Origin of the sequence: Pseudomonas sp. JAI120, from assembly GCF_014207255.1 — a bacterium.
GTDB lineage: Bacteria > Pseudomonadota > Gammaproteobacteria > Pseudomonadales > Pseudomonadaceae > Aquipseudomonas.
Genome location: NZ_JACHCZ010000002.1, coordinates 1,060,222 through 1,082,098, shown reverse-complemented (window position 1 = coordinate 1,082,098; position 21,877 = coordinate 1,060,222). Strand labels below are relative to the sequence as shown.

At 53.9% G+C, this 21,877-nt stretch carries 20 protein-coding genes and 4 tRNA genes; 9 read left to right on the top strand and 15 right to left on the bottom strand.

Annotated elements, in window-relative coordinates:
- Positions 1-129 precede the first annotated feature (129 nt).
- The 5 genes from clpB (at position 130) to HDC32_RS16900 (ending at position 3,505) form a co-directional block, all read left to right on the top strand.
- The gene (clpB, locus tag HDC32_RS16920; RefSeq protein ID WP_184744855.1) at positions 130-2,694 is read left to right on the top strand and encodes an ATP-dependent chaperone ClpB; all 2,565 of its coding nucleotides are present in this window, start codon (positions 130-132) and stop codon (positions 2,692-2,694) included.
- 303 nt (positions 2,695-2,997) lie between these two features.
- Positions 2,998-3,073, top strand: a tRNA-Asn gene (locus HDC32_RS16915).
- A 9-nt stretch (positions 3,074-3,082) separates the two neighbouring features.
- Positions 3,083-3,159, top strand: a tRNA-Pro gene (locus HDC32_RS16910).
- A 5-nt stretch (positions 3,160-3,164) separates the two neighbouring features.
- Positions 3,165-3,240, top strand: a tRNA-Lys gene (locus HDC32_RS16905).
- Between the two features lie 188 nt (positions 3,241-3,428).
- Positions 3,429-3,505: transfer RNA gene (locus tag HDC32_RS16900), tRNA-Pro, on the top strand.
- Between the two features lie 171 nt (positions 3,506-3,676).
- On the opposite strand, the gene xerC is transcribed toward HDC32_RS16900, so the two are convergent.
- The gene (gene xerC, locus HDC32_RS16895; RefSeq protein ID WP_184744853.1) at positions 3,677-5,011 is read right to left on the bottom strand and encodes a tyrosine recombinase XerC; all 1,335 of its coding nucleotides are present in this window, start codon (positions 5,009-5,011) and stop codon (positions 3,677-3,679) included.
- On the bottom strand, positions 5,008-6,906 hold the full coding sequence (gene mobH, locus HDC32_RS16890) for a MobH family relaxase (RefSeq protein WP_409438484.1): 1,899 nt from the start codon (positions 6,904-6,906) through the stop codon (positions 5,008-5,010). Before mobH ends, xerC begins: the two co-directional genes overlap by 4 nt.
- Before the next feature lie 193 nt (positions 6,907-7,099).
- Between mobH and HDC32_RS16885 the strand changes: the two genes are divergently transcribed.
- Both HDC32_RS16885 and HDC32_RS16880 read left to right on the top strand, forming a co-directional pair.
- Entirely contained in the window at positions 7,100-7,588 is a 489-nt protein-coding gene (locus HDC32_RS16885) for a hypothetical protein (RefSeq protein WP_033899063.1), read from the top strand.
- A gap of 235 nt (positions 7,589-7,823) precedes the next feature.
- On the top strand, positions 7,824-8,165 hold the full coding sequence (locus HDC32_RS16880; protein ID WP_184744849.1) for a hypothetical protein: 342 nt from the start codon (positions 7,824-7,826) through the stop codon (positions 8,163-8,165).
- Positions 8,166-8,193: 28 nt separating this feature from the next.
- On the opposite strand, the gene HDC32_RS16875 is transcribed toward HDC32_RS16880, so the two are convergent.
- From HDC32_RS16875 to HDC32_RS16855, 5 genes are read right to left on the bottom strand one after another with little or no spacing between them, the layout of a single operon-like run.
- Positions 8,194-9,705 carry a conjugal transfer protein TraG N-terminal domain-containing protein gene (locus tag HDC32_RS16875; RefSeq protein ID WP_184744847.1) on the bottom strand — a complete coding sequence of 504 codons (1,512 nt, stop codon included), beginning with the start codon at positions 9,703-9,705 and terminating at the stop codon, positions 8,194-8,196.
- Complete coding sequence (locus HDC32_RS16870; RefSeq protein WP_184744845.1) at positions 9,702-10,082, bottom strand: hypothetical protein; 381 nt, start codon at positions 10,080-10,082, stop codon at positions 9,702-9,704. Before HDC32_RS16870 ends, HDC32_RS16875 begins: the two co-directional genes overlap by 4 nt.
- A 10-nt stretch (positions 10,083-10,092) precedes the next feature.
- Positions 10,093-11,454 carry an integrating conjugative element protein gene (locus HDC32_RS16865; RefSeq protein ID WP_184744843.1) on the bottom strand — a complete coding sequence of 454 codons (1,362 nt, stop codon included), beginning with the start codon at positions 11,452-11,454 and terminating at the stop codon, positions 10,093-10,095.
- Positions 11,455-11,474: 20 nt separating this feature from the next.
- Positions 11,475-12,416, bottom strand: a complete 942-nt coding sequence (locus HDC32_RS16860) for a TIGR03756 family integrating conjugative element protein (RefSeq protein WP_184744841.1) — start codon at positions 12,414-12,416, stop codon at positions 11,475-11,477.
- On the bottom strand, positions 12,413-12,841 hold the full coding sequence (locus HDC32_RS16855; protein WP_184744839.1) for a TIGR03757 family integrating conjugative element protein: 429 nt from the start codon (positions 12,839-12,841) through the stop codon (positions 12,413-12,415). Before HDC32_RS16855 ends, HDC32_RS16860 begins: the two co-directional genes overlap by 4 nt.
- 346 nt (positions 12,842-13,187) lie before the next feature.
- On the opposite strand from HDC32_RS16855, the gene HDC32_RS16850 reads away from it, so the two are divergent.
- Entirely contained in the window at positions 13,188-13,361 is a 174-nt protein-coding gene (locus HDC32_RS16850) for a hypothetical protein (RefSeq protein ID WP_184744837.1), read from the top strand.
- On the top strand, positions 13,361-13,966 hold the full coding sequence (locus HDC32_RS16845) for a hypothetical protein (RefSeq protein ID WP_082461568.1): 606 nt from the start codon (positions 13,361-13,363) through the stop codon (positions 13,964-13,966). Before HDC32_RS16850 ends, HDC32_RS16845 begins: the two co-directional genes overlap by 1 nt.
- 182 nt (positions 13,967-14,148) lie before the next feature.
- Here the strand turns inward: HDC32_RS16845 and HDC32_RS16840 are convergent, their stop codons facing one another.
- Genes HDC32_RS16840 through HDC32_RS16805 form a run of 8 tightly spaced genes read right to left on the bottom strand, consistent with a single transcriptional unit; the run spans position 14,149 to position 21,873 of the window.
- On the bottom strand, positions 14,149-14,796 hold the full coding sequence (locus HDC32_RS16840) for a DsbA family protein (RefSeq protein WP_184744835.1): 648 nt from the start codon (positions 14,794-14,796) through the stop codon (positions 14,149-14,151).
- A complete protein-coding gene (locus HDC32_RS16835) occupies positions 14,793-15,089 on the bottom strand; it encodes a hypothetical protein (protein WP_184744833.1) in 297 nt (98 codons plus the stop codon). The genes HDC32_RS16840 and HDC32_RS16835 overlap by 4 nt, the downstream gene beginning before the upstream one ends.
- The gene (locus tag HDC32_RS16830) at positions 15,086-18,049 is read right to left on the bottom strand and encodes a conjugative transfer ATPase (RefSeq protein WP_184744831.1); all 2,964 of its coding nucleotides are present in this window, start codon (positions 18,047-18,049) and stop codon (positions 15,086-15,088) included. The genes HDC32_RS16835 and HDC32_RS16830 overlap by 4 nt, the downstream gene beginning before the upstream one ends.
- Complete coding sequence (locus HDC32_RS16825; protein ID WP_027606961.1) at positions 18,049-18,486, bottom strand: TIGR03751 family conjugal transfer lipoprotein; 438 nt, start codon at positions 18,484-18,486, stop codon at positions 18,049-18,051. The genes HDC32_RS16830 and HDC32_RS16825 overlap by 1 nt, the downstream gene beginning before the upstream one ends.
- Positions 18,464-19,954: a TIGR03752 family integrating conjugative element protein gene (locus HDC32_RS16820; RefSeq protein WP_184744829.1), complete on the bottom strand. Its 1,491-nt coding sequence runs from the start codon at positions 19,952-19,954 to the stop codon at positions 18,464-18,466. The genes HDC32_RS16825 and HDC32_RS16820 overlap by 23 nt, the downstream gene beginning before the upstream one ends.
- Positions 19,944-20,843 carry a TIGR03749 family integrating conjugative element protein gene (locus tag HDC32_RS16815; protein WP_409438487.1) on the bottom strand — a complete coding sequence of 300 codons (900 nt, stop codon included), beginning with the start codon at positions 20,841-20,843 and terminating at the stop codon, positions 19,944-19,946. Before HDC32_RS16815 ends, HDC32_RS16820 begins: the two co-directional genes overlap by 11 nt.
- Positions 20,843-21,496: a PFL_4703 family integrating conjugative element protein gene (locus HDC32_RS16810; protein WP_184744825.1), complete on the bottom strand. Its 654-nt coding sequence runs from the start codon at positions 21,494-21,496 to the stop codon at positions 20,843-20,845. Before HDC32_RS16810 ends, HDC32_RS16815 begins: the two co-directional genes overlap by 1 nt.
- Positions 21,493-21,873, bottom strand: a complete 381-nt coding sequence (locus HDC32_RS16805) for a TIGR03750 family conjugal transfer protein (protein ID WP_027606826.1) — start codon at positions 21,871-21,873, stop codon at positions 21,493-21,495. The genes HDC32_RS16810 and HDC32_RS16805 overlap by 4 nt, the downstream gene beginning before the upstream one ends.
- Between the last annotated feature and the right edge of the window lie 4 nt (positions 21,874-21,877).

Here is a 21,877-nt window from a genome sequence, read left to right as displayed (position 1 = left end):
CAATGCTGATCCATATCAACCGCCGCTTGCTTGAATCTTCCAGAATCCACCCCATCTATAAGGGTATCTGGCAGGTTTCTTCATTCAGGATGTTTTATAGCTCCGGCCTGCTCAAAAGGAAGGTGACTAATGCGTATTGATCGTTTAACCAGCAAATTGCAGTTGGCCTTATCGGACTCCCAATCCTTGGCGGTGGGTCTCGACCACCCGGCCATCGAGCCTGCGCACTTGATGCAGGCGCTCCTGGAACAGCAAGGTGGTTCTATCAATCCCTTGTTGATGCAGGTGGGCTTTGATGTCAGCAGCCTGCGCAAGGAATTGAGCAAAGAGCTCGACCAACTGCCGAAAATCCAAAATCCGACCGGGGACGTGAATATGTCCCAGGATTTGGCGCGCCTGCTCAACCAGGCCGATCGCCTGGCCCAGCAGAAGGGTGACCAGTTCATCTCCAGCGAACTGGTGCTGCTCGCCGCCATGGACGAGAACAGCAAGCTTGGCAAGTTGTTGCTCGGCCAGGGTGTAAGCAAGAAAGCCCTGGAAAACGCCATCAACAACCTGCGTGGTGGTGATGCGGTTAACGACCCTAACCACGAGGAATCGCGCCAGGCCCTGGACAAGTACACCGTCGACCTGACCAAGCGTGCCGAAGAGGGCAAGCTTGACCCAGTGATCGGCCGTGACGATGAAATTCGTCGCACCATCCAGGTTCTGCAGCGTCGCACCAAGAACAACCCGGTGCTGATCGGTGAGCCTGGCGTGGGTAAAACCGCGATTGCCGAAGGGTTGGCCCAGCGCATCATCAATGGTGAAGTGCCGGACGGTCTTAAAGGCAAGCGCCTGCTGTCCCTGGATATGGGGTCGTTGATCGCCGGTGCAAAGTTTCGCGGTGAGTTCGAAGAGCGCCTGAAATCCCTGCTTAATGAACTGTCGAAGCAGGAAGGGCAGATCATTCTGTTTATCGACGAACTGCACACCATGGTCGGCGCCGGTAAAGGCGAGGGCTCCATGGATGCTGGCAACATGCTCAAGCCCGCCTTGGCGCGAGGCGAGTTGCATTGTGTCGGTGCTACTACGCTCAACGAGTATCGCCAGTACATTGAAAAGGACGCGGCCCTTGAGCGTCGTTTCCAGAAAGTCCTGGTGGAAGAGCCGAGCGAAGAGGACACCATCGCGATCCTGCGGGGCCTGAAAGAGCGCTACGAGGTCCACCATAAAGTGGCGATCACCGACGGCGCGATCATTGCGGCGGCCAAATTGAGCCATCGCTACATCACCGACCGTCAATTGCCGGACAAGGCCATCGACTTGATCGACGAAGCGGCCAGCCGCATTCGCATGGAGATCGACTCCAAGCCGGAAGTGCTCGACCGCCTGGATCGTCGCCTGATTCAACTGAAAGTCGAATCCCAGGCACTTAAGAAAGAAGAGGACGAGGCAGCCAAGAAACGCCTGGAAAAACTCCAGGAGGAGATCCTCCGCCTGGAACGCGAGTATTCGGACCTTGAAGAAATCTGGACCTCGGAAAAAGCCGAAGTACAGGGCTCTGCGCAGATCCAGCAAAAGATCGAGCAGTCGCGCCAGGAGCTGGAAGCCGCACGCCGTAAAGGCGACCTGAACCGCATGGCCGAGTTGCAGTACGGGGTGATCCCGGACCTGGAACGCAGCCTGCAGATGGTCGACCAGCACGGTAAGGCTGAAAATCAGCTGTTGCGCAGCAAGGTGACCGAGGAAGAAATCGCTGAGGTCGTCTCCAAATGGACCGGTATCCCCGTGTCGAAAATGCTCGAAGGCGAGCGTGACAAGCTGCTGAAGATGGAGCACCTGTTGCACCAGCGCGTGATCGGCCAGGAAGAGGCCGTCGTGGCGGTGTCCAACGCGGTTCGCCGCTCCCGTGCCGGCTTGTCCGACCCGAATCGCCCGAGCGGCTCGTTCATGTTCCTCGGCCCGACCGGCGTGGGTAAGACCGAGCTGTGCAAGGCATTGGCCGAGTTCCTCTTTGATACTGAAGAGGCCATGGTGCGGATCGATATGTCCGAGTTCATGGAGAAACACTCTGTGGCTCGCCTGATCGGTGCTCCACCAGGCTACGTAGGCTATGAGGAAGGCGGTTACCTGACCGAAGCCGTGCGGCGTAAGCCTTACTCGGTGATCCTGCTGGATGAGGTCGAGAAGGCTCACCCGGACGTATTCAACATCTTGCTGCAAGTGCTGGAAGATGGTCGGCTTACGGACAGCCACGGGCGTACGGTGGACTTCCGCAACACGGTGATCGTGATGACCTCCAACCTGGGCTCGGCGCAGATCCAGGAGCTGGTAGGTGATCGTGAGGCCCAGCGCGCGGCTGTAATGGATGCGTTGACTACGCACTTCCGCCCGGAATTCATCAACCGGGTCGACGAAGTGGTGATCTTCGAGCCATTGGCGCGGGATCAGATCGCGGGCATCACCGAGATCCAGTTGGGGCGTCTGCGCGGTCGCCTGGCGGAGCGCGAGTTGTCGCTGGAGCTGAGTCGCGAGGCGTTGGACAAGCTGATCGCGGTCGGTTACGACCCGGTGTATGGCGCACGACCTTTGAAACGTGCGATCCAGCGCTGGATCGAGAACCCGCTGGCGCAGTTGATCCTGTCGGGCAGCTTTATGCCGGGCACCAGCGTCGAGGCGACTGTGGAGAACGACGAAATCGTCTTCCACTGAGCCCGAATTGCACTGCAATAAGAGAAGGCCCTGCATCCCAGGGCCTTTTTTTTCGATAGGGCGTTGAACTGTAAGGCAAAGGCTTGTAAAGTGCGCCCCGCAGCAACGTCAGCCCACGGGTTTCTTCTCCCCAAGAAGAAATCAGAAAGAAGCGCAAATCATTGTCTTAAAAGCAATTTAAAGGGTTGACAGGGGTTTTTAAGATTGTAGAATAGCGCGCCTCAGAGACGCTAACGTAGCGATACGGACAGGGTCGAAGAGAAGGTTACACAGCAGTAAAAGTTGTACTTTGAAATATGTAGTTCCGTGATAGCTCAGTCGGTAGAGCAAATGACTGTTAATCATTGGGTCCCAGGTTCGAGTCCTGGTCACGGAGCCAATTTCAAACCGGGGTATAGCGCAGTCCGGTAGCGCGCCTGCTTTGGGAGCAGGATGTCGGGAGTTCGAATCCCCCTACCCCGACCATATTTGGGTCGTTAGCTCAGTTGGTAGAGCAGTTGGCTTTTAACCAATTGGTCGTAGGTTCGAATCCCACACGACCCACCATTTTTGAGACCAGTTAGCGCTGGAATCAAATCTTAGGATCAGAGGTTGAAGCTCTGATCAAGGCGGTTTTACGGTTTTGGAAAGTGTTACAGCACTTAGATATCGCCATAGACATGCAGCCGTCTGAGGCGAACATTAGTTTCGCTTCGTAATGATGTCAATGTGCATCGGTTTTCCGCTGCACATTCCGGGGTATAGCGCAGTCCGGTAGCGCGCCTGCTTTGGGAGCAGGATGTCAGGAGTTCGAATCCCCTTACCCCGACCATTATTCAAGAAAAAAGGCGCCTTTATGGCGCCTTTTTTCGTCTGTGGATCAGATAGATACCTCGAATCTGCTATCCCGGTTGATTTTGTCCGCTAATTATTTGACAAGCACGCGAAAGCCTCTGGTTATCCAGAGCTCGCTACTGCGGTGCGGCTTGACCTAGGTGTCGTGCTATGGAGACGCCCGGGAGAACGATGTGCTTCCCATCGATCGCTCAGATTGGGTGCGTTTCCGGAATGTGCCGACGCCTAGCCCGCTTGCCATTAGCGTTAACAACAGATTCTGATCTATCTGATCTGATGGCGAATCTGTGGCAGATTCCATTGAGCCGCTATGTAGTTGTGCTGATGCGAACTCAAGAGCCTTCCTAAGCGCACTTGGGCCACTCGATCTGCTAGGTCTATCAATTATGACCTCTTCGATAGCCGCCTGTTGTTGTGGAGGCTGCAACGTTGTGGGCTTTGGATCGGCATTTTTTCGCGAAGGCAATCTTATTTGAGCGGAAGGGGCTGTAATGGCTGAAGTCGGTGGTGTACCGCTTGCATCAACCCTTCTAACTCGGCTTAAAGCACCCTGAGCCAGACTTCTCTCGTGCAGGACAGCACGCATGTGGTCGTAGTCGACTTCGATGTAGTTCATCGTCGTTGCAATATTTGAGTGGTTCAGCAGACTTTTGGTGAGATGAATGTTCCGCTCTGGTTGTTTCATCAAGTCCGTGGCGAGGGTGTGCCTAAAGCGGTGAGGGGTCATCCGCACGCCGATTTTATCGGTGAGCTTGCGGTAGATCGACTCAACCTGATCGATGTTCATTTCCTTACCGTGATAGTGCCTCGAAAATCGGTTGACGTTAAACAGCTGATCGTCCGGTGAAAAACCTATCTTCTCCGCTTCTCCCAGGATTCTGCAAAGGTGTGGAGCAAGTCCCTCCATGATGGGTAGGAAAAACTCGCGATGGGTTTTCTCTGTTTCACCGCGAACTAGGATCATCTTGTTGTCCCAGTCGATATCCTTGTAGCGAAGGCATAGCAGGGCATTTAATCGAATACCGGTGTAATAAAACATCTCGAAAACGGCTAGCCAGAACCAAGCTGGTGTTATCTGGGTACGCTCTTGAGTACAGCGCTCTTGCCCAACAAGAGATGTGAGCCAGTTGCGAGCTCGTTGTATTGCTTCTCCATTGATTGTCTTACTGGCTCGCTTGGGTGGAATAACGCTTGTTTTTCTGAATGGATTGATCGTGGTGTGGGTCATCAGGCCGTGCTCAATTGCATAGCCCCATACAGTACGTAGATGATTCGAATAGGTGTTCCAGCTTCGTTTGGATAATCCATTCTCAAGAATCTTCTTTCTCCATGCCAGTACCGCGCGATGATCAATCTCCTCAATCGGAGTTGTTCGGAAATGTTTAAGTAATGCTTTGGTCGATGCACGATAGATCTTCGCACTAGCATCGCGAAGGTCGTGAGCAAATATGTACTCCTCCGTTAACTTTAAAGGCGTGGTCATTCTGGCGATTCCAACATTTCTGATTTCAGAGACAGGCTTAAGTTGTCGAAGGGGACTTCAGAGAAAATCGTAAGCGGGTCAATAAGTAAGTACCCCTTGAGCTGCTTAGATTTTCGAGGCCCAACAACATTGCATGTCCAGATATTCAGGTGTTTTTCAGTTTTTTTATGGAGTTTCAGCTTCTCAAAACTCCTCTGAACCATCTGCCAAGCATTTACCTGCTGTGCTTTCGCCTGCAGTTCAATTTGAGGGAACTCCAGGACATAACGCTTGAATATTCCAGGCGTTACCAGCATGGCAGTCCCCGCCACCGTATGAACCTGTGCTTTGGCGTCATTTATTATGATGCTTCGGGATGCGATGCCTTTTTTAAGCCATTCAACAAATCCCTTACCGAAATCGGTGTTATTCCTTGGCATCGATGTTACTTCTATTGGAGTTGCGAGTGGCGAGCCCCATTCATTGGCGCTGATGCAAGGCTGAGAATCATCCAATTGAAGGGGGGCGGTGTGTGCCGCTGAGACATTATGGTTATCATTGTTCGATGGTGGCTCTTTGATATTACCAAGGAGGGCCAGTAGTTCGTCAAATTCAGCTGGATTGCTGGGAGAAGGCTGCGGGAGGTCAAATGGTATTGTTTCTGCCGGTGCTGAATCTGTATGCGCCCCTTTAAATCCAACGTCCTGGGGCAAGGTCTCTGGTCGCTTAGAGATGCTGCTTTCCGCCGAAGACTCTTCTACCGAATTGCCCGCTTCTACCTCAAGGGTGCCCGCGTATGCAGTTGGCCGATCGGTGGGGTCATTCCAGATCAGTGCCGGCGAAAGCTTCAACAGAGTGAAGGTGTTTCGCCAGCCGCGACCATTGTCGATCGTGGCCCTCCAGATCGCCTTGTCCTGGGTATTGGTCTGGATAACCCCCTGATCCTGCAGCATGTTGAAGAAGGGCGCATTCGAGCTGGGCACGCCCTCAACGCCCTGAGTCAGCAAGTAGGCCCGCAATTGATCTGCAATAGGTTTGCTAACCAGCCAAAGAGCATCCTGTGTCAGCCATCCATCTGACGGACCATCGGGTTGATTCAATTTGAATGTATCCCGGACCAAGTAGCGCAACCCTTCTGCCAATTGCCGCTGCAAAGACTGCTTGGGCGCGGACAATGCGCGGGATGGGTTTCCGCCCAGTTCCTGGGCTACGGACGCCTGGTCGGCCTTGACTACTATTTCTCCCAGAATTCCTGCGTGTTCGTATTGACCGGCCAATACAAAGACTAACTGCGACCACACTTCTGGGAAGTCACTGAGCCAGTCCAGAATCTCCGGGGAGAGGATCTGGGCGTAGATCAGTGCAGCTGCGGCCCCATGTAGTTGGTAGCTGCGTCCTTTCACGTAACGAAAGCGGTAAGGACGATTGATTGGACCATGCCATGGGTGCCAGGTCTTACCTCCCTCCAGTTCGATATGCACGTCGACGGCAATCTTTCCAAGGTCATGTATCAGAGCGCCATAAGCTGCTGCGGCAGTCCACGCTTCAGCCTGTGCTGATTGAGATTCCGGTGGTGCGCCTATAGGGAGTAGATAGGTCTGTCGGATCTTCAATGCATAGGCGACGATTTCAAGCCCGTGATCCAGCATGCCGCCAGGGTGTGCATGGTGGTGGTTTTGCGAAGCAGGGAGCTGCTGGACCAACTCCGCGTAGCGCTCAAGTGGAAGCCGATAGAGTTCTGCAAACTGAGAGCGGGATAACGATGCGCGTTGCCAAATGTTCTCCAGAAGTTTTTGTCGGCGCGGAGTTGCGAGCAAGTCCTGTGCCTGGGCTGGTTTCAGGTAGCCTTTCGGAGAAGAGACGGCAGCAGGTAGCTTTTTGCTGCGGCGGAAGATTGAGAACATCGTCGGCTCCATTAATGAATCATGGGGCAGGCTTTTCTCCTATCAACGGGGGGGCGAGCAAGAGGAAAGGTTTACTGGTGGTCTCAGGTATTTCTTTTGGCGAAAAGCCATCTTTCTATGGTGGTGACGGAGAAAGGAATGCAAAATAATCGTCGTTTCGGTTTAAGGGCACGGTGCCGCAGATCGACCCGGTGAGGAAAAAATGATGGTTTCACTTCGCTACGCTACGAAATCAACCTCAGATAATGTTTGGGCACTTTGTGATTTGATACGTGACAATAAGTGTGATGAGATCATTCTTTTTGCGAGCGTAGAAAATGATCTTGACGACGATGAAGCAAGGTATAATAACAACCTTCCTCTGGTTGTCGCTTTAGCTAAATATATTATTCCTCACGTTGATAGCGTGTTTGTCGTTTTCGATGGGGTATTTTTAACCGCCGCGCGTTACCCTCGTTACGGCGAAGTACGTGACTTACTGGATGTTGCCGTTGCGTCAGACAAGGTTTATTACTCCGGGCGGAGAGCTCCACTTACTAGCGAAATGACGCCTGACGAGGCGGTTTCAACTCTTATTGGGCTAGGTCCTATCCAACCTTTGACGGTTGATTCCAGAGCTAATTACTTTTCTTTGCTCAGCAGTTTTACAGAAGAAGAGTTAGTTGAAATTTATATCCCGCGAGAGATTCCTTAAGATTGGTCCTTTTACCCGCTAAAAGCGGCCCTTTCGGGTAGGGCTTTTACCCTTGTGAACCATTCCATTCGCTTCTACAAAACCTTTTACCCTTTGGGCCATTTTTGCAGTGAAAAGGGGCGGGCGTTTGGTGCCGAGTGTAACGGCCGTTTGTCTCCTGATCTTGCGGCAGAGAAAAATCGGTATTATAAGTAATGTCAAATCGCCTCTAGAATGGGCATGAAGGAGACGCGCCATGACCACACAGACATCCCAGGGAGTAGCAAGTCGTTTGGGCTATGGCCTGGGCCAGGTTGTGCGCCTCGTTTGGTGCAGTCATAACAGCACAATGCGCTGGGTTAAGCGTCTGGCTCTGATCGCATTGGCCGTGTTTTTTTGGACATGGCTGGCTAACGCCTTCATTGCAGTCTTGACTATTGGTATTATTTTTCTTGCCCTGATGAAGGGGGCAATTTCCCCACGTCATGAGGGAGGTCGGAAAGAGGGATTTGCAGTCGGCTGGCGAGATGGTCCCGATGGGTGGGGTTATTATGACATGTACGGAAATTGCCATACGTTTGGGGATGCCGATGAGTAGCGCCCTGACGTAGGCACTACTCATCCTTTCAAAGCACATTCCTCAGTTCTTTGCTGCCTTGTGATCCTGCTTGTTTAACATCTTTTGTTCCGCTGCTAAGACCTTCCAGCGCATTTCCCGCACTAACCCCTGCCCATCCCAGCGCGCCTATCCAAAATACCGGCAGGATGATGAACATCGATCCCATCACGAAGTTCAAGATTGCGTCCTGGGTAGCAGTGTTCAAACCCATCACAGGATCAAATGATAAATGCGGGGAGCCGGCTCCATATAAAGCGTCCAGTATCGTGGTATCGACCCATCTTGCCAGTTGAAACCAGAAGTCCACGAAGATCAGAGCAAAAAACACTACGGACATAGTCATGGCCACTTTAAGTTGGTAAGCACCGACAATCAGCACCAACGGAATGCAAATTACCATCGCCATTTTTAAGAACGCCATGACCATCGGTAGCGCCTGGCGAACCATGTCCATAGCTGGGAAATAGGCCATAGATCCTAATGCAACTCCGAAAGTCCCCGCTGCCCGGGCTGCTCCATTCCAAACGGTTCCGTTGATTTGCCCCCCGTAGTCCGTATAAACATCCCCTTTCACCTGATTCGACGGCGAGACCAGTTGCCTAACAAGTGAGTCGGTCACTTCGTCCTGGGACATCCACTTCGCCCAACCAAGCATTTTGGTCATGAGATCTGGTGATACTTGATCCTTGATGCGATCCCGTAAGCCCACACCGCTATCGAACCACCATTGTTTGCAAGTCGGATACCCACCGCCTCCACTCACTTGTGGCAAGCCTACGTCGCGGGTAGCGCTGTAGGGCCAGGAACTCCTGGGTGTTTTAGAGTAATCCGTATCGTAATAGCCAGAAGTGTTCAGAAGAAAGTGGGAGCCGATCCAGCTGAGATCCTCCAAAAACTTTGGATCATTCGCCTTAGTTCCCAAGTCGGGTTGACGCATAAATAACCTAGCTCGGGAAGGACCATAACAGTCGTGCGTAAAATCTCCTATTTCCTGAGCCAGCAATGGGTTGTTTATTTTGGTGTTATCCACTTCCATCCGCATTTGCCGGAGATCAGTTCCGCAGGGTATGGCCGCGACAGCGCCGCTGGTCAATCCCTTTGATAACGCATGCATAAAGGCCCACCACATGGGCATTTCTGCACTCTTGCCTGCCAGAGTACTGAATGTTGTGTTCCAACCAGTGTCCGCGGGTTTAGGTAAGTTGTACTGACACTGCTGAGATCTACTTTGATCAAATGCCAACGTGTCAAAACTAACATTTACTGCTGGGACGCCGCAAAGCGCCACGACGACGTAACCGACGTAGATGTTGGTTTCGATTCGGGCTAGTGAGAGGACGCCTTTGTTACCCTCATCAGCACCTTCTCCACGAACTTTCAGCCACTCTTTGATAACAATGATGCAGAATGGCAGTGCAAATAATCCGGTATCTGAAATCATCGACCAAATACCGTTGTTGATAATCCATCCGGCCAGTGTTAGGTAGTACTCCAAATAATCATTGGTATAGAGCGTCATTGGACGCCTCCTGCTAGGGATACAGCTTTGCTCAGTTCAATCATTAACACCAGTATCATCAGCATTACTTCAATCTTTAAGATGCTTCTGCGATGCTTAGTGCGATCTGATTGTGGCAGTCGATACTTGAGCTTCAGCCAGGCGTAGGTAATTGCCATATAAAGCATCAATCGCCAACAGAGAAGCAGCCAGTAATTGTCAGTGCGCCAGGCTTGCCATTGCTCGGCGCTGTCGAACACGCTCATCAATACGCTGCTGATGAAGACCGCGACTGCGGTATTGGCGAGCAACACGGCAAGCGCGATTAGGATGGCCCTGCCCGCTCGACGAACCACCGAGGGGTTGGAGGCATTGCTAGGCCTTCGTTTATCGGTCATGGCCTACTCCTCACTGTTTGTTCTTGGCGGGCGACTGCAACTGCTCCAATCGATCCGTTTCAGGTGCCCCCTGAAACACGCCCCGAGAGTCTTCGGCCCGCGCTTTACCGCGCTCAATGATTGTGAGGGGCGAGTTTTTCGCGAGCTGCTGACGCATATCCAGTTCCATTTTCAGATTGCCAATTTCCTGCTGCAGCGAGGAACTCTGCTGACCGACTGCCTGGAGGGCGAGGTCATTAGCCGCGACGTTCGGCTCGCGACTGCCCGCCATCAACGTGCGCTGCAGGGTTAAGGCTTTCTCCAAAACGTCAGAAAGCGCGACTTCTGAGGCAAGCCTGCGAGCAAGTACGTCCTGATCACGCTCATCCTTGAGCGCTGCTACAACGCCCCGGGTAATGGGCAGAGAGTTGCTACTCGCGGCTTCCAGGTTTTCGATGGAGAGGGTTTTTCCCCCGTTCAGCAGTTCCTGCAAGGCTTTCAGCTTGGTGTCGTAGGTTTCCTGGATCAGCGGCGTCAGACCGACGCCAGCAGCTGTAACCGTTTTAGGACAACTGTCACAGGTCTGCTGTTGTTGTTCCCCCAGCACACGATTGGCGAAGGTCGTGGCCTCTTGGGGTGATGACCAAACGTTGCACACCATGCCATTGTTGCAGTTGTCTTTACTAATCGATGAGGTGTCGCTTGCGGCTCGCTTGTTCAGCAGGTTGTAGCCCGCTTTGGTGACGTCACCTACGATACGAATAGGCTTCTGACCGGAACCTCCTGCTCGATCACCCCCAACCCAAGTGACGCCGTCGTTGCCACCTTTTTTTTCGACTTGCTCCACCGCAGATACCGCGTCCGTGTTGGATGTCAGCGCCTGGCTCATGGCCTGACCCTCAGCGAGCTTGCCCCAGCCCATCTGGTTGCCGGCGATATCGGCCATTTTTTCTCCAATGGCGCGGCAAGTGCCTTTGGATCGATCAAAGTCGAGTCGGGCCTGCAGGATGCCGTTGGTGATGAGGTTGTATAGCGCCGGGTTCGCACGTTGAAGAATCAATGCCGGCAACGAAGCCACGGCGCTAGTGGCGTTCTGTACCACCGAGGTCATGATGTTCTGGAATCCAGAAGTGGCCCCGTTCAACTGATTTTGTAATGTGTTACTAAGGCTCATGTTTCCGCAGATCAGATTGTTGTTCCAACCGCCACCTACGGAAATACTGTCCATGTTGCCAGCGCTGCCCATGGCCACTGCGCTCCCCCCACCGATGTTGTAGAGCACGTCGTCACCAATGACACTGCCGGAGGATGAGATGTTGATTGGGTCAGCAGAGAACGCTATTGCGCTGCTGAGGCAGCAGGTGAGCCCTATCGCCAAGGTGGTGAATTTCATGTTGTGCTCCGATCGCTGTGTCATAGGAAGTCCGTACTGCCGAGGAAGGTCTGACCACGACGTTGGCAGCAGGAATATGGGCGCCAGAGCGCCCAGGCGTAGCCGCCATCCTGCGCATCGATGTTGGGGCCGATAGTGGGAAAGGTTGCGCAAGTCGGGTTGAGGACTGGGGTCAGCTCTTGCCACTTGCCTGTGGAGGCGTCACCTTCGCGTAGTGGCCCCGCAGGCCAGTATCCGGCGTAGGGAAGGGCGAGCATTGGCAGATAGACATGTACTTGGCCTGGGCGGGTGACTACGTCACCGGCGCGCTGTGCAATGACGGCGCCGGTCTTATAGTCATCGGTCTGGTTGAGAAAGCCACTACGTGGATAGACATTCCCCCAAATACTGGCTGTGAATAGGCTGCCGACTTCGCGCTTCCCCGGAATCAGTGCTTCGGGGTAGACGGACTCGGGTACGCCGTATCGCCAGGCAATCGGATCGAGGGTGCTCAGGAAGTAGGGTACGAGCGGTAATGTCGCGCCTTTGCAGATATAGCCAGAAGCGCTGGCAAATTGACTGAAAGTCGCACCGCCAGGGTGGCCTATGACATCGGCTTCCTTGAACTTGATGATGTTGTTTTCAGCGACGTGATTGGTGGTGCCGTCGTTTCCTGCTTGGGCCATGGGATTCGGTGCTCCCATAGGAGACATCTCTATCCAGGGGTTCATCCCCGTATTCGAATATGCTGACACCACCGCGTCTGGCACATAGTGACGAACCTTTGTCGAGGTTTTGATTTTGCAGCCGAAAGGCGTGCAGAGCAGCCAATAGCAGATACCTACAACCCTGTATTCCAAGCACGTCGGCGACAGCGTTGACGCAATGATGGATGCAGAGGTGATCGCAGCTGATGCGCTGAAGGACATGCTGAAAGTGATGGCCAGCGACAATGACTTGATCTGAAAACCTAATCGCCTCATCTAGACAGGCTCCGTGCTCGATCAATCAGCGTGACGGCTTTAGCCACATCCGGCTCGCCGTACACTACGTAGCGACGGTCAACGACTACGGCCGGGAGCTTTTCGATTCCCAGGCTCCAGGCGTCTGTGACCCCCTGCTGCGCCTGAGCCAGGTCGCTTTGGAGACGTTTGCCGGCAGGGCTGGCTAAGTAGCGTTGGACCGTTGCTTCAGCCTGGCGCGGATCGGCAGGCAGTATCTGGGACAGTTGCTCCTCAAGACGTTGGTGATCATCCAGAAGAATGATGCGAGTGCCAGAGGGCGCCGATACCGGATGGGTCTGATTGGTAACGACCCAGGTTTCTGCTTGGGCAGCAGCGGGCGAGAGCAGTAGCAGTGGGAGCAGCCAGTGCCGCGGTTCGCTAAGGTGGGTAAGGATCTGGAGCATGGCACCGTACCTGATATGAGTTCAGGTACAGAAAACCGGATGGAGGTCTTGAGCGCAGCAAGAAATATAAACTTGGGTGCTTTGGGTATTTGGGAATGCAGAATGTTGAAGATTACTGTTCGAGGAGCGCAGGTCATGAGAGGTCGCGCACCGTCACGAAGTCAATGCTTCCTAGCTTCTAAAGGCGATTGCGGCATATCAGGCGCTTGGTGCTGCAGGCCTCTTGAATCTTCGGACGACGAAGCTCGTACGCGTGATGAAATGAGTGGCCCGAAAGCCAAACTGACAAAGCTTTCGATTGTCTATAAAATGAGCGTACACCCGCCTATGCCTCAAGGAGGTCGACATGATTGCAAAGGCCAAAAAGGTCAGCAAGACTGACAACCCGCATATCGAAGCTGCTGAGCGCTTTCGTCAGTTGGCTTTGATTCTTGCTGGGGATCCCGCTGAAGCCAAGGCTTTTCGCGTAAAAACTGGCGTTTATAACGTCAAAGGCCATCTCAAAGCCGCATATCGCTGATGTATCAACAGCTCCCTTCATTTGTTCTGGGCTTTCACGGATGTGATCGCAAAATCGGGGAAGCTGTTCTCGCTGGTGAGCATGTAGCGCACAGCGTTAATGATTATGATTGGTTGGGAGAAGGTGCGTATTTCTGGGAAAACAGCCCAGAGCGTGCGTTGAGCTATGCCGAACATATCAGAAAGCATTCCAAGCGCGGAAAGGGAGCGATAAAAGATCCATTTGTCGTAGGTGCTGTAATAGATTTGGGCTTATGCCTAAATCTGACAGATGAAGGTGCGCTCGAGGAACTGCGAGGCGCTTACGACATCCTGGTCGCTTCCTCCGAGGAAATACCGACGAACGTCCCCGGGTTTCATGGTGATCATGACAACCTTAGGCGTCATCTCGATTGCGCAGTGTTCCAGACCCTTCATCAAGCTCGAGATGCTGTAGGGCTGCCAGATTATGACTCGATCCGCTCTCCCTTCTTGGAGGGGCCAGAGCTATACCCAGGCACTTTCTTCCGCAAGCAGACACATGTGCAACTCTGCATACGTCGTATGTCTTGCATCAAGGGCTATTTCCTTCCTAGAAACGCTGATGGCTCGCTTTTCCAGGTTTAGGCTTATATTCAGCGCCTATTTGTGAATCGGGCGCGCAGCAATAACTGCTTTGCCCGGTTAAATCTTACCCCTCTTCCCATTGTACGTATGGGACAGTACTGCCTTCCTCTGCGCGACATGGCTCATTGATAGGATTTCTGTCGGCGGCTAGCGCAAAGCTGCTTGATTCAACGGTCGACTTTTCAGGGGAGCTGTTGCTCCTTTTTTTGAGCTAACCAATCAATGGCCGAGAGTAAAGTCACACTATCGGCGGGGCCTTCAAGTTTTATTGTTCTACCCGTCATGTTGTCTTTAATTATCAAAGTGGGAGTTGCGGTGATTCCAGCTCTGCTTGCATCTTTTGCTTGTTGGATAATGTTCATGGCGATCTGTTTGTCATTCACCGCACAGGCCATCAGGCCTAGGTGATCAATTCCGTCGACATCCAGATGATCAGTGAACCCCTGACCGTTGCTGCCGGTGCGGTCAAAGATCTGGTCGATGGTTTGCCAGAAGGCAGTTGCACCACCTAGCTTTCCGGCGCATTCAGAGAGCCTTGCCTCATTTACCGCTGCCGCACCGTGGAAAGCCAGTGGCAGATGGTGCCACTGTAGGTTTACGTCCTTTTGTTGCAGGACCCATGCCTTCAGTCTCGGCGTATATGTCTTGCAGTAGGGGCATTCCAGGTCGGCAAACTCTGTCACAGTCCAACGCGCATCGGGTGAGCCGTATAGCCAAGGCCCTGTGTGTATAGGTGTTTTTATCTCGTTTAGAACAAGGGTAAGACTGGCCAGCGAGAGGCCTGCAAAAAAACAACCTAGAATAATCCAGCGTTTGCGCAGGCGTGTCATGCCCGAACCTCCGCTGACTTCGATGAGAGAAGCGCTTGTTTTCGCAAGGCCTCAAGAAGCGCGCTCTCAGCGCTCTCGGGTTGCGGGTGCTTCCTAAGCCAGTCGGCTAACACCATTTGAAGCTGGGACTCGACGTCACGACGATCCACCGCTCGTATCACGACCTGTTGAAGTTGCTCTATCAATACTGGGGCGCACACTTCAAGGGTGTGAAGGGTTTCCTCTCCCGGCTGTTCAAGTAGGTGGATCAGACTTTCAATCAGGTTCTGGGTCAGGGAATCTAATGCTCTCATGCTTGGCGCTCCAAGGCCGTGGCTTGCTCGGGGAAATTGATGATTTTCGGTTCGATACCGCGATGACGGTCCAGCGCCGCTGCGACCTCAATGGCGGCATCAAGTTCGTTGCAGCCTTTGGCTTGCATGATGTCGAAGCGTTGTTTTTTCTCCTCTGGCTCTGTCATGGCCAGGGCCAGGTATAAACTGGGGGGCACCGCCCGGAACAACATTTCCATGCTTTTGGATAGCACCACGCCTTCGGTGAATTTCCCGCTTTCTTTGCGCGCTGACAGCATCATCGACTTCTGTGCTGGAGTCAGTTCACGAAAACGGGCGATCTTTTCCACTTCATCCGGCGGCATGTTCAAGCACATCCACCACTCGATCATATTCAGCAAAGCCGATGCCTCGGGTGGAACATCGTCGACGTTTTGGGTCGCCATCCAGAACCAGGCGCCGAGCTTTCGCCACATCTTGGTGATCTTGACGGAGTAGGGCGACAGCAGTGGCACCTTCAACTGAATGTGGCCTTCGTCGGTGAAGAAGATCAGGGGGCGGCCTTTGAATTGATCCCGCTCTGCGATGTTGTTGACGCTGTTTAGCAATGAGATATAGGCGATGGCCATCTGTGCGCTGTAGCCTTCTCGGGCATACGTGGCCAGGTCCACAATGGTGATGTCAGCTTCAGGCCATGGCGTACCAGGGCGGTTGAACATCTCGCCTTCAGTACCCATGCAGAACATTGACAATGCTTCCGCCATTTCCTGGAAACGTGAGCTTCGAGCAGCTGGGATACCCGGCTCTTGCCCCATCTCTCGCAGTGCCTCACGGATGTCTTCGGGAAGCACAATGCGTTGTTCCGCTACACATTTCTGTGCTGCATTGAGAATGCATTGGCGGATGGCGCTTCGATCTGCTCGGGTAAGGCGCGCATCTTCTTTTTCTTCCCCGCCAGTGATCATCAGCCTGGCTGTAATCTCCATTTCACCCAGGATGTCGCGTTGTTCGTCCTCGGTCTGGCTGGCCAGGTGTTGATCAGAGGCTTCAAGATCATCAGCCTGCAGAACTTTCACGTTTTGGTCTGGTTCGATAAGTTTCACTGCATCCGCGAAGGGCGCCAGGCTGACGCCTGAGCCGGGGGCCAGCCGAACGCGGTTAACTGTCAGATCCAGCTTCCTGGCGAAATCACCGAGCAAGCCAAAGCTATTGCCGGCTTCCACGATGAACAGGCGAGGCCGATAGATGGCAATTACCTGACTGAGGATGTTCGTCGCGGTCGCCGATTTTCCCGACCCTGTCGGACCGAAGATGAAAAGGTGCGCGTTCATCTGACGGTCCAGCTTGTTCAGTGGATCGAAGGTAATTGGTGCTCCCCCACGGTTAAACAGTGTGATACCTGGATGTCCGGTTCCGGTCGACCTTCCCCAGACAGGGGCCAGGTTCGCAATATGCTGAGCGAACATCAGTTGCGCGTACCATTCCAATGCCCTTCGCGCGTTGGGGTCGAAGTTGCCAGGCAGCCATCTTAGGTATGAGTTGAGCGGTGCAACTTCATCCCGAGGTTCCACGGGCTCCATGCCAGCGCCCAGTAATGCACTGCTGAGTTGCAAACTGCGTTCCTGTAACTGCGCGTCGTCTTTCCCTCGCAAGTAAAACGCTACGCTACCTCGGTAAAGCTTGTGCTTACGGCCAAGCAATTGGCGGGCTGTGGCGACATCCTCGCGCGTCAGGATCGACGCTTGGGTATCTCCGACGGCCTTGCGTGAGAGCTGTTCCAGATGCCCTTCGAGGATGTCCTGCGGTGTGATGACGAGGGTGATACAGAGAGTGGTGTCCTCTGGCATTTTGTCGAACAGCGCATTAAGTGCATCGCCGCCCTTGCGGGTTTCGCCTGTTAGATGTCCAGTCTTTGGAGCTTCGCGCAGACGATCGAGCATCACCACGCGGTGGGGAAGACCGTCGAAATACCACAGGCCTTTTTCGATGTCCGACAGCGGTTCGCGGTAACACAGGTTTTGCGAAAAGTCTGTACCGCTGGCTAGCGGTAAATCACCTTCCTCCGAGGAAGGGGCCTGTTTGCATACCAGTTCATAGAAGCGTCGAATATCAGCATCGGCTGGGCCAAGATGATCTGGGCGTGGGTTGAACCAATGAATTAACCAGTGGCGGATGGCGTGGCCATCCATACGATGGGTTTTTATGCCGGCGTTCGCCAAGCCCCCCACCAAGCGATCGCAGATGATTTTCAGGTAAGGGCCAGGGGCTTGACCGCGAACGTCCGCCTGCGCGCCCTGGGTGCGTCGGTACACCACTAGACGGACTCGCCGTTGCTGGCCCCTCCAAGGCAATTGGCTGACCTTGGTATCTTCAAACAGCCCGCCAGGCTTGGAAATAGCTTCCAGGTGCTGCTTCATCAACTGCAAATAAAGCTCGGTGAAGGCACTCTCCTGCGCGCGAGGCTGAATGTAATCGTGCAACTGCTGCAGGTAGTCATCCCAACTGGTTTCATCCTGGGCGTACAACTGAACGATCCATGGGGAGGTTTCAAGTTCGTCAAACGAATCCTGCAGCGCGTTTTCCAGAGCATCCCGGGCTTTGCGCAACCATTCGGGATCTCGACCTTCAGTGCCAATTGGAATCAGCTCGAAAAAAGCAGCGCGAGAGACGCCGTCTTCCAGCAGCATCGCTTTTTCCCCCGGCAGGTAGTCTACCCAGGGCAGAAGGTCCACGAACGACGGGTTGACGTCATACAAGCGGTCGACGTCAGCAGTTGTCGCTGGCTTTTTCTGGGGATTACGCCAATCGCTCGGTGATGGAATGCCCATGGCTGCGAGGCGCTCGTGATAACGCTCAGTCGCAGCCTCAAAAGTCACGGTTGCTGATGGCTGCGCGTCGATAGACTCGGTCCCACTGGCTGAGAGGTCAGGTTCGACGCGGTCGGATGTCCGCCGTGCTTTGAGTCGTTCAAAAAGGCCCATCAATATGCCTCCGTGCGTTCACCGGGCATGGCGTACTGAACGCGCTGATACAGCGGAAATACCGTGGTGTAGCCTGGGATTGGAGCTGGATCAGAGCCCGCCAGGTGAGGAAACACGTACATCACCAGGTCCGGATTGGGCAGGCGCTTAAACTGGCTGTAGATCTCGTTTTGAGCAGTGCGCGTAAATTTTGCATTTTCGTCCAGTTCCGCCTGATTTGTTTGCAACGGTCTACGCAGGTCTTGGCGGGCATCGAGCAATTGGCGGCTACTTGCGCTGCTTGAACCACTGGATCCCTGATTCCACACGTCCATCATATTGCTGTCGCCGTGGGGGAGCAGTTCGTCCTTGCTGGTGGCGCAGCCAGACCCGAGCAGTGCGATCACCAGGTAGGTGCCAATTTTCAAGGCGTGGTTAGTCAAGCGCAGTCGAGGCATGACGGGCTCCTGAGCGATAGTCGACCTTTCGGCCATTGAGTTCGTAGTCGATGGTCAGCTGTTGGTCCAGGTGTACGGCGATCTTGGCGCCTGGCTGCACGTACACCGCAGCGAAGGCTTGCCCGTAGAGTTTGTTTACCCAACTGGAGACATCATTGACGCCCTGGCCAATGATTTTGCCCATGGCCTCACTGCCTGAACCGCCGACAGAACCGATGGTTCCGGACTGCGGGTTTATAAACGAGCTGCTGTTGCCATCTGATTTAATCAGGGAGGCCGCACCGGCGCCGGCCGCAGTGATGAGTACCTGGGATCCGATGTATTGCGAGGCGTTGCTTTTACGATCACCACTGATGCAGGGAATGCCATAGGCATCGCTTATCCAGCCCAGTCCACCCTGGATAGTTGTCTGGTTGCCACTGTTCTGGTTGTTACTGTTTTGATTGCCGTTCGCTTCTTCCTGCGGCTGTGGCAACGTGCGAACAGTGCCATCATTGAAAACAAAGGTCAGACTTTTGATCTGTCCGCGTACGCAGGATAGGGTCCAATCACCTGATGCTGTTCCACTGGCCACCGCGCCGGCGACGTCGGGCAGGTCGATCCCGTTAGCCGTGAGATTGTCTGGTCCGATTAGGACCTTGAACGGGTAGGGGTCATTGACCGTGCCGTCTATAGGAACCCGGCCTATCAGCGCGGACATGGCCACTGAGCCCATCAATGTCGAGTTCTGCGGCAGTGTGTAGACTTTGCGCACTTGTTTGCGCGCCTCCTGCGGCGAAATTTCGTTGGTGACGGTTTGGGCTCCTGTGCGAAGCGCATTTTGACCCCGGTCCATGGACTCGCCAAAGGAAGTCGGGAAGTTGAACCCACTGGCTGTTTGATTTGAGCCGGCAGCGATAGGTTTGCCGTTGATGTCGACGGGAGTCGCATCCTGCGGCTCTATCCATACAACGTCCGGCCCGGGGGCGTCTTTGAACGTTTGACCATCCCCTGGCTGAACGCCGAAGCCGATTGGCAAATCAGATCCAGACTGATTGCCACTGCCTGATTTGCTGCTCAGGGTGTTGTATTGCTGCTGCAGCGTGTCCAGGATTGTTTGGCTCTGTTGTTGAGACTCTTGCTTCAACGTTTGCTGAACGCTTTGCAGTTTGCTGTCGACGTTGAGGTCGATGGACTGCAGGCGCTTTTGCAGCTCTATGTTCTGTTGTTTGAGCTCATCATTGGTCTTCAGTGCATTGGAGACCTGGTCCTTGAGCTGTCGGCTTTCCGCAACAATAGTGCGCAATGTGTCGCTGGGTGTATCTCCGTCAACCCCAAGCTTTTTAGCCTCTTCCGTGCTAAGTACAACCGTGTCCGGTGCATGAACCTGTTGATCGGGACTTCCGCGATTGAATGATTTGACCACTACGTATATCGCCAGGATCGCGAACGGTATGATCAGGTATTTAACAAGTGGATTACTCTTCACTACGACCTCCCTTCGGATCGATCTGGCTGACGGCCGCCGGTAATAACGATTCGGCTAAACCATGGCCAAGGGTCACCAGATAGACCGTTGTGGTATCGCTGGCATCACCCTTGGCGCCCAGGTACGGATGCTGGAAGGTAGCGCTTACAAAATCGCCCATCAGATCCCGAGGGTCCAAGCTAAGGTGCTGAGCGCTCGTGTTGCGCAGCTTCACCGCCGTCACCCAGTAATCGTCCAGTCGCCACGATCCCAGAGCAGACGCTTCGACCGTTAACGTCGGCAGGAGCGTGGTGAGGTCTACACCTCGCTTGAAATTCACCTGGGCAATGCCTTCCACCGGTTCCACAGTGCGCAGAGGGGCGTACAACATCTGGGCGGCATATCGTGTGAGGACCACTGGCAATGGCGTTTCTCGGCGCGGCGCCGGTGTGGCTTCCTCTACTTCCTGTGTGGTGGCTTGTGCCGTGGGAGCCAAAGCATGGCTGCTCGTAGGTTTGGAGTTGACTTGCCCGTATCGTGTTGAAGGGCTCTCGCCAGCAACAATTTTTGCCGGCTCGAATGCATCCTGATTTGGTTGCCCGGTGGTTGCGATGATATCCACGAGCATAATCTCGCCGGAGCTCATGTTCTGCAGCTGCAAGCGGCTTGGTTCAATGGGCTCTTTAGCCAACAAATAGAGGGCGCCGCCGGTGCTCTGTACGCGCAGCTTGTCGACCAGGTTACGAGGCACACCCACTCGAACATTCTGGTCGACAAAGACAATCCGTTCCTGTCCGACGATCAAGGGAAGTGCCAACGGAATTCGGTCCCAACGAAGGATTTCAACCGCGTTGGCCATCCCGAAGAGGTTGAGTGTGAGCAATCCGATAATCAGCAAGTAGCGCCGCATCATTTGCCTCCTGCCTTATTTTGCTCGACAGAGACTTCAATGCGTTGAGGGTTACCGCTGTAGCAGTCCCAAGCCAGGCCGAAGGGGTTCTTTTCGGGATCGATATCCGAGCGAATGATGTGCAGAGGGTAGCGGGCCAGTGCTCTTTTCACTCGCTCTCCACCGTAATGCTCATCGGCAGTGATATCCAGGTTGACGGTCCAGTCGTTGATGCTGTTCTGCTCGATATGTTGCTCTGACTTATCGTCGATACCTCTTCCCGGAATCTCAAAAACACCACGTTCACGTTTACGCAGCTCGCCGCTGTTGCGACGTAGCTCGAAATCCTTCTGCAGATAAGCTTTGCAGCTAGGCGTCAGGTAACTACCCAGACGGGTGATGTTGTCCTGGTAGTCGACTTCACCGTCCACAGGCCAGCGGTTCATCTGCTGGAATATGTACAGTCCGAATGCATACACAGACTCTGGAGGAATATCCCACCACTGACGTGTACTACCCGAACGAAGGTCTGGCGGCACATGGATGGTCAAGTCGCGCGGTGCGCTCTGCCAGCCATAGGCCATGTAGATCCCTAGGATGATTAGCAGACCTATCACCAGGCGCAGGCTGTTGATATGTGCTAGTTGTGCATCAACTTTTTTACGATAAGTCATTGAACCCCCGTTCTTCGGCAGGTCCATGCACCAGTACGTGTGATTAGGTGGACTTTGTTCCAGGTCGGAAAATATCGTGCGATGCTCAACTGCATCTGGCGGTACAGCCATGTGTCAGGTCGACCGCGCTTCCAGCGGCGCAAGAAACGGCTGGCAAGCGTGAGCCCGAGAACCGCACAAAGCATGGCTGCGGCGATGATCAGCGCCCATATCTGGGTAAGTATCGCCACCGCAATGCCGAGGATCAGCCCGGCTGCGATACTGATCCCCAGTGTTGCCCACATCTCATCAGCGGTTAGACCGCCCATGATGACAGGCTGATTGTTCAGCCGCACTGGAAGGAATATCAGGGTTCCATCGTCAGAGAGTTCTGTCATGGCC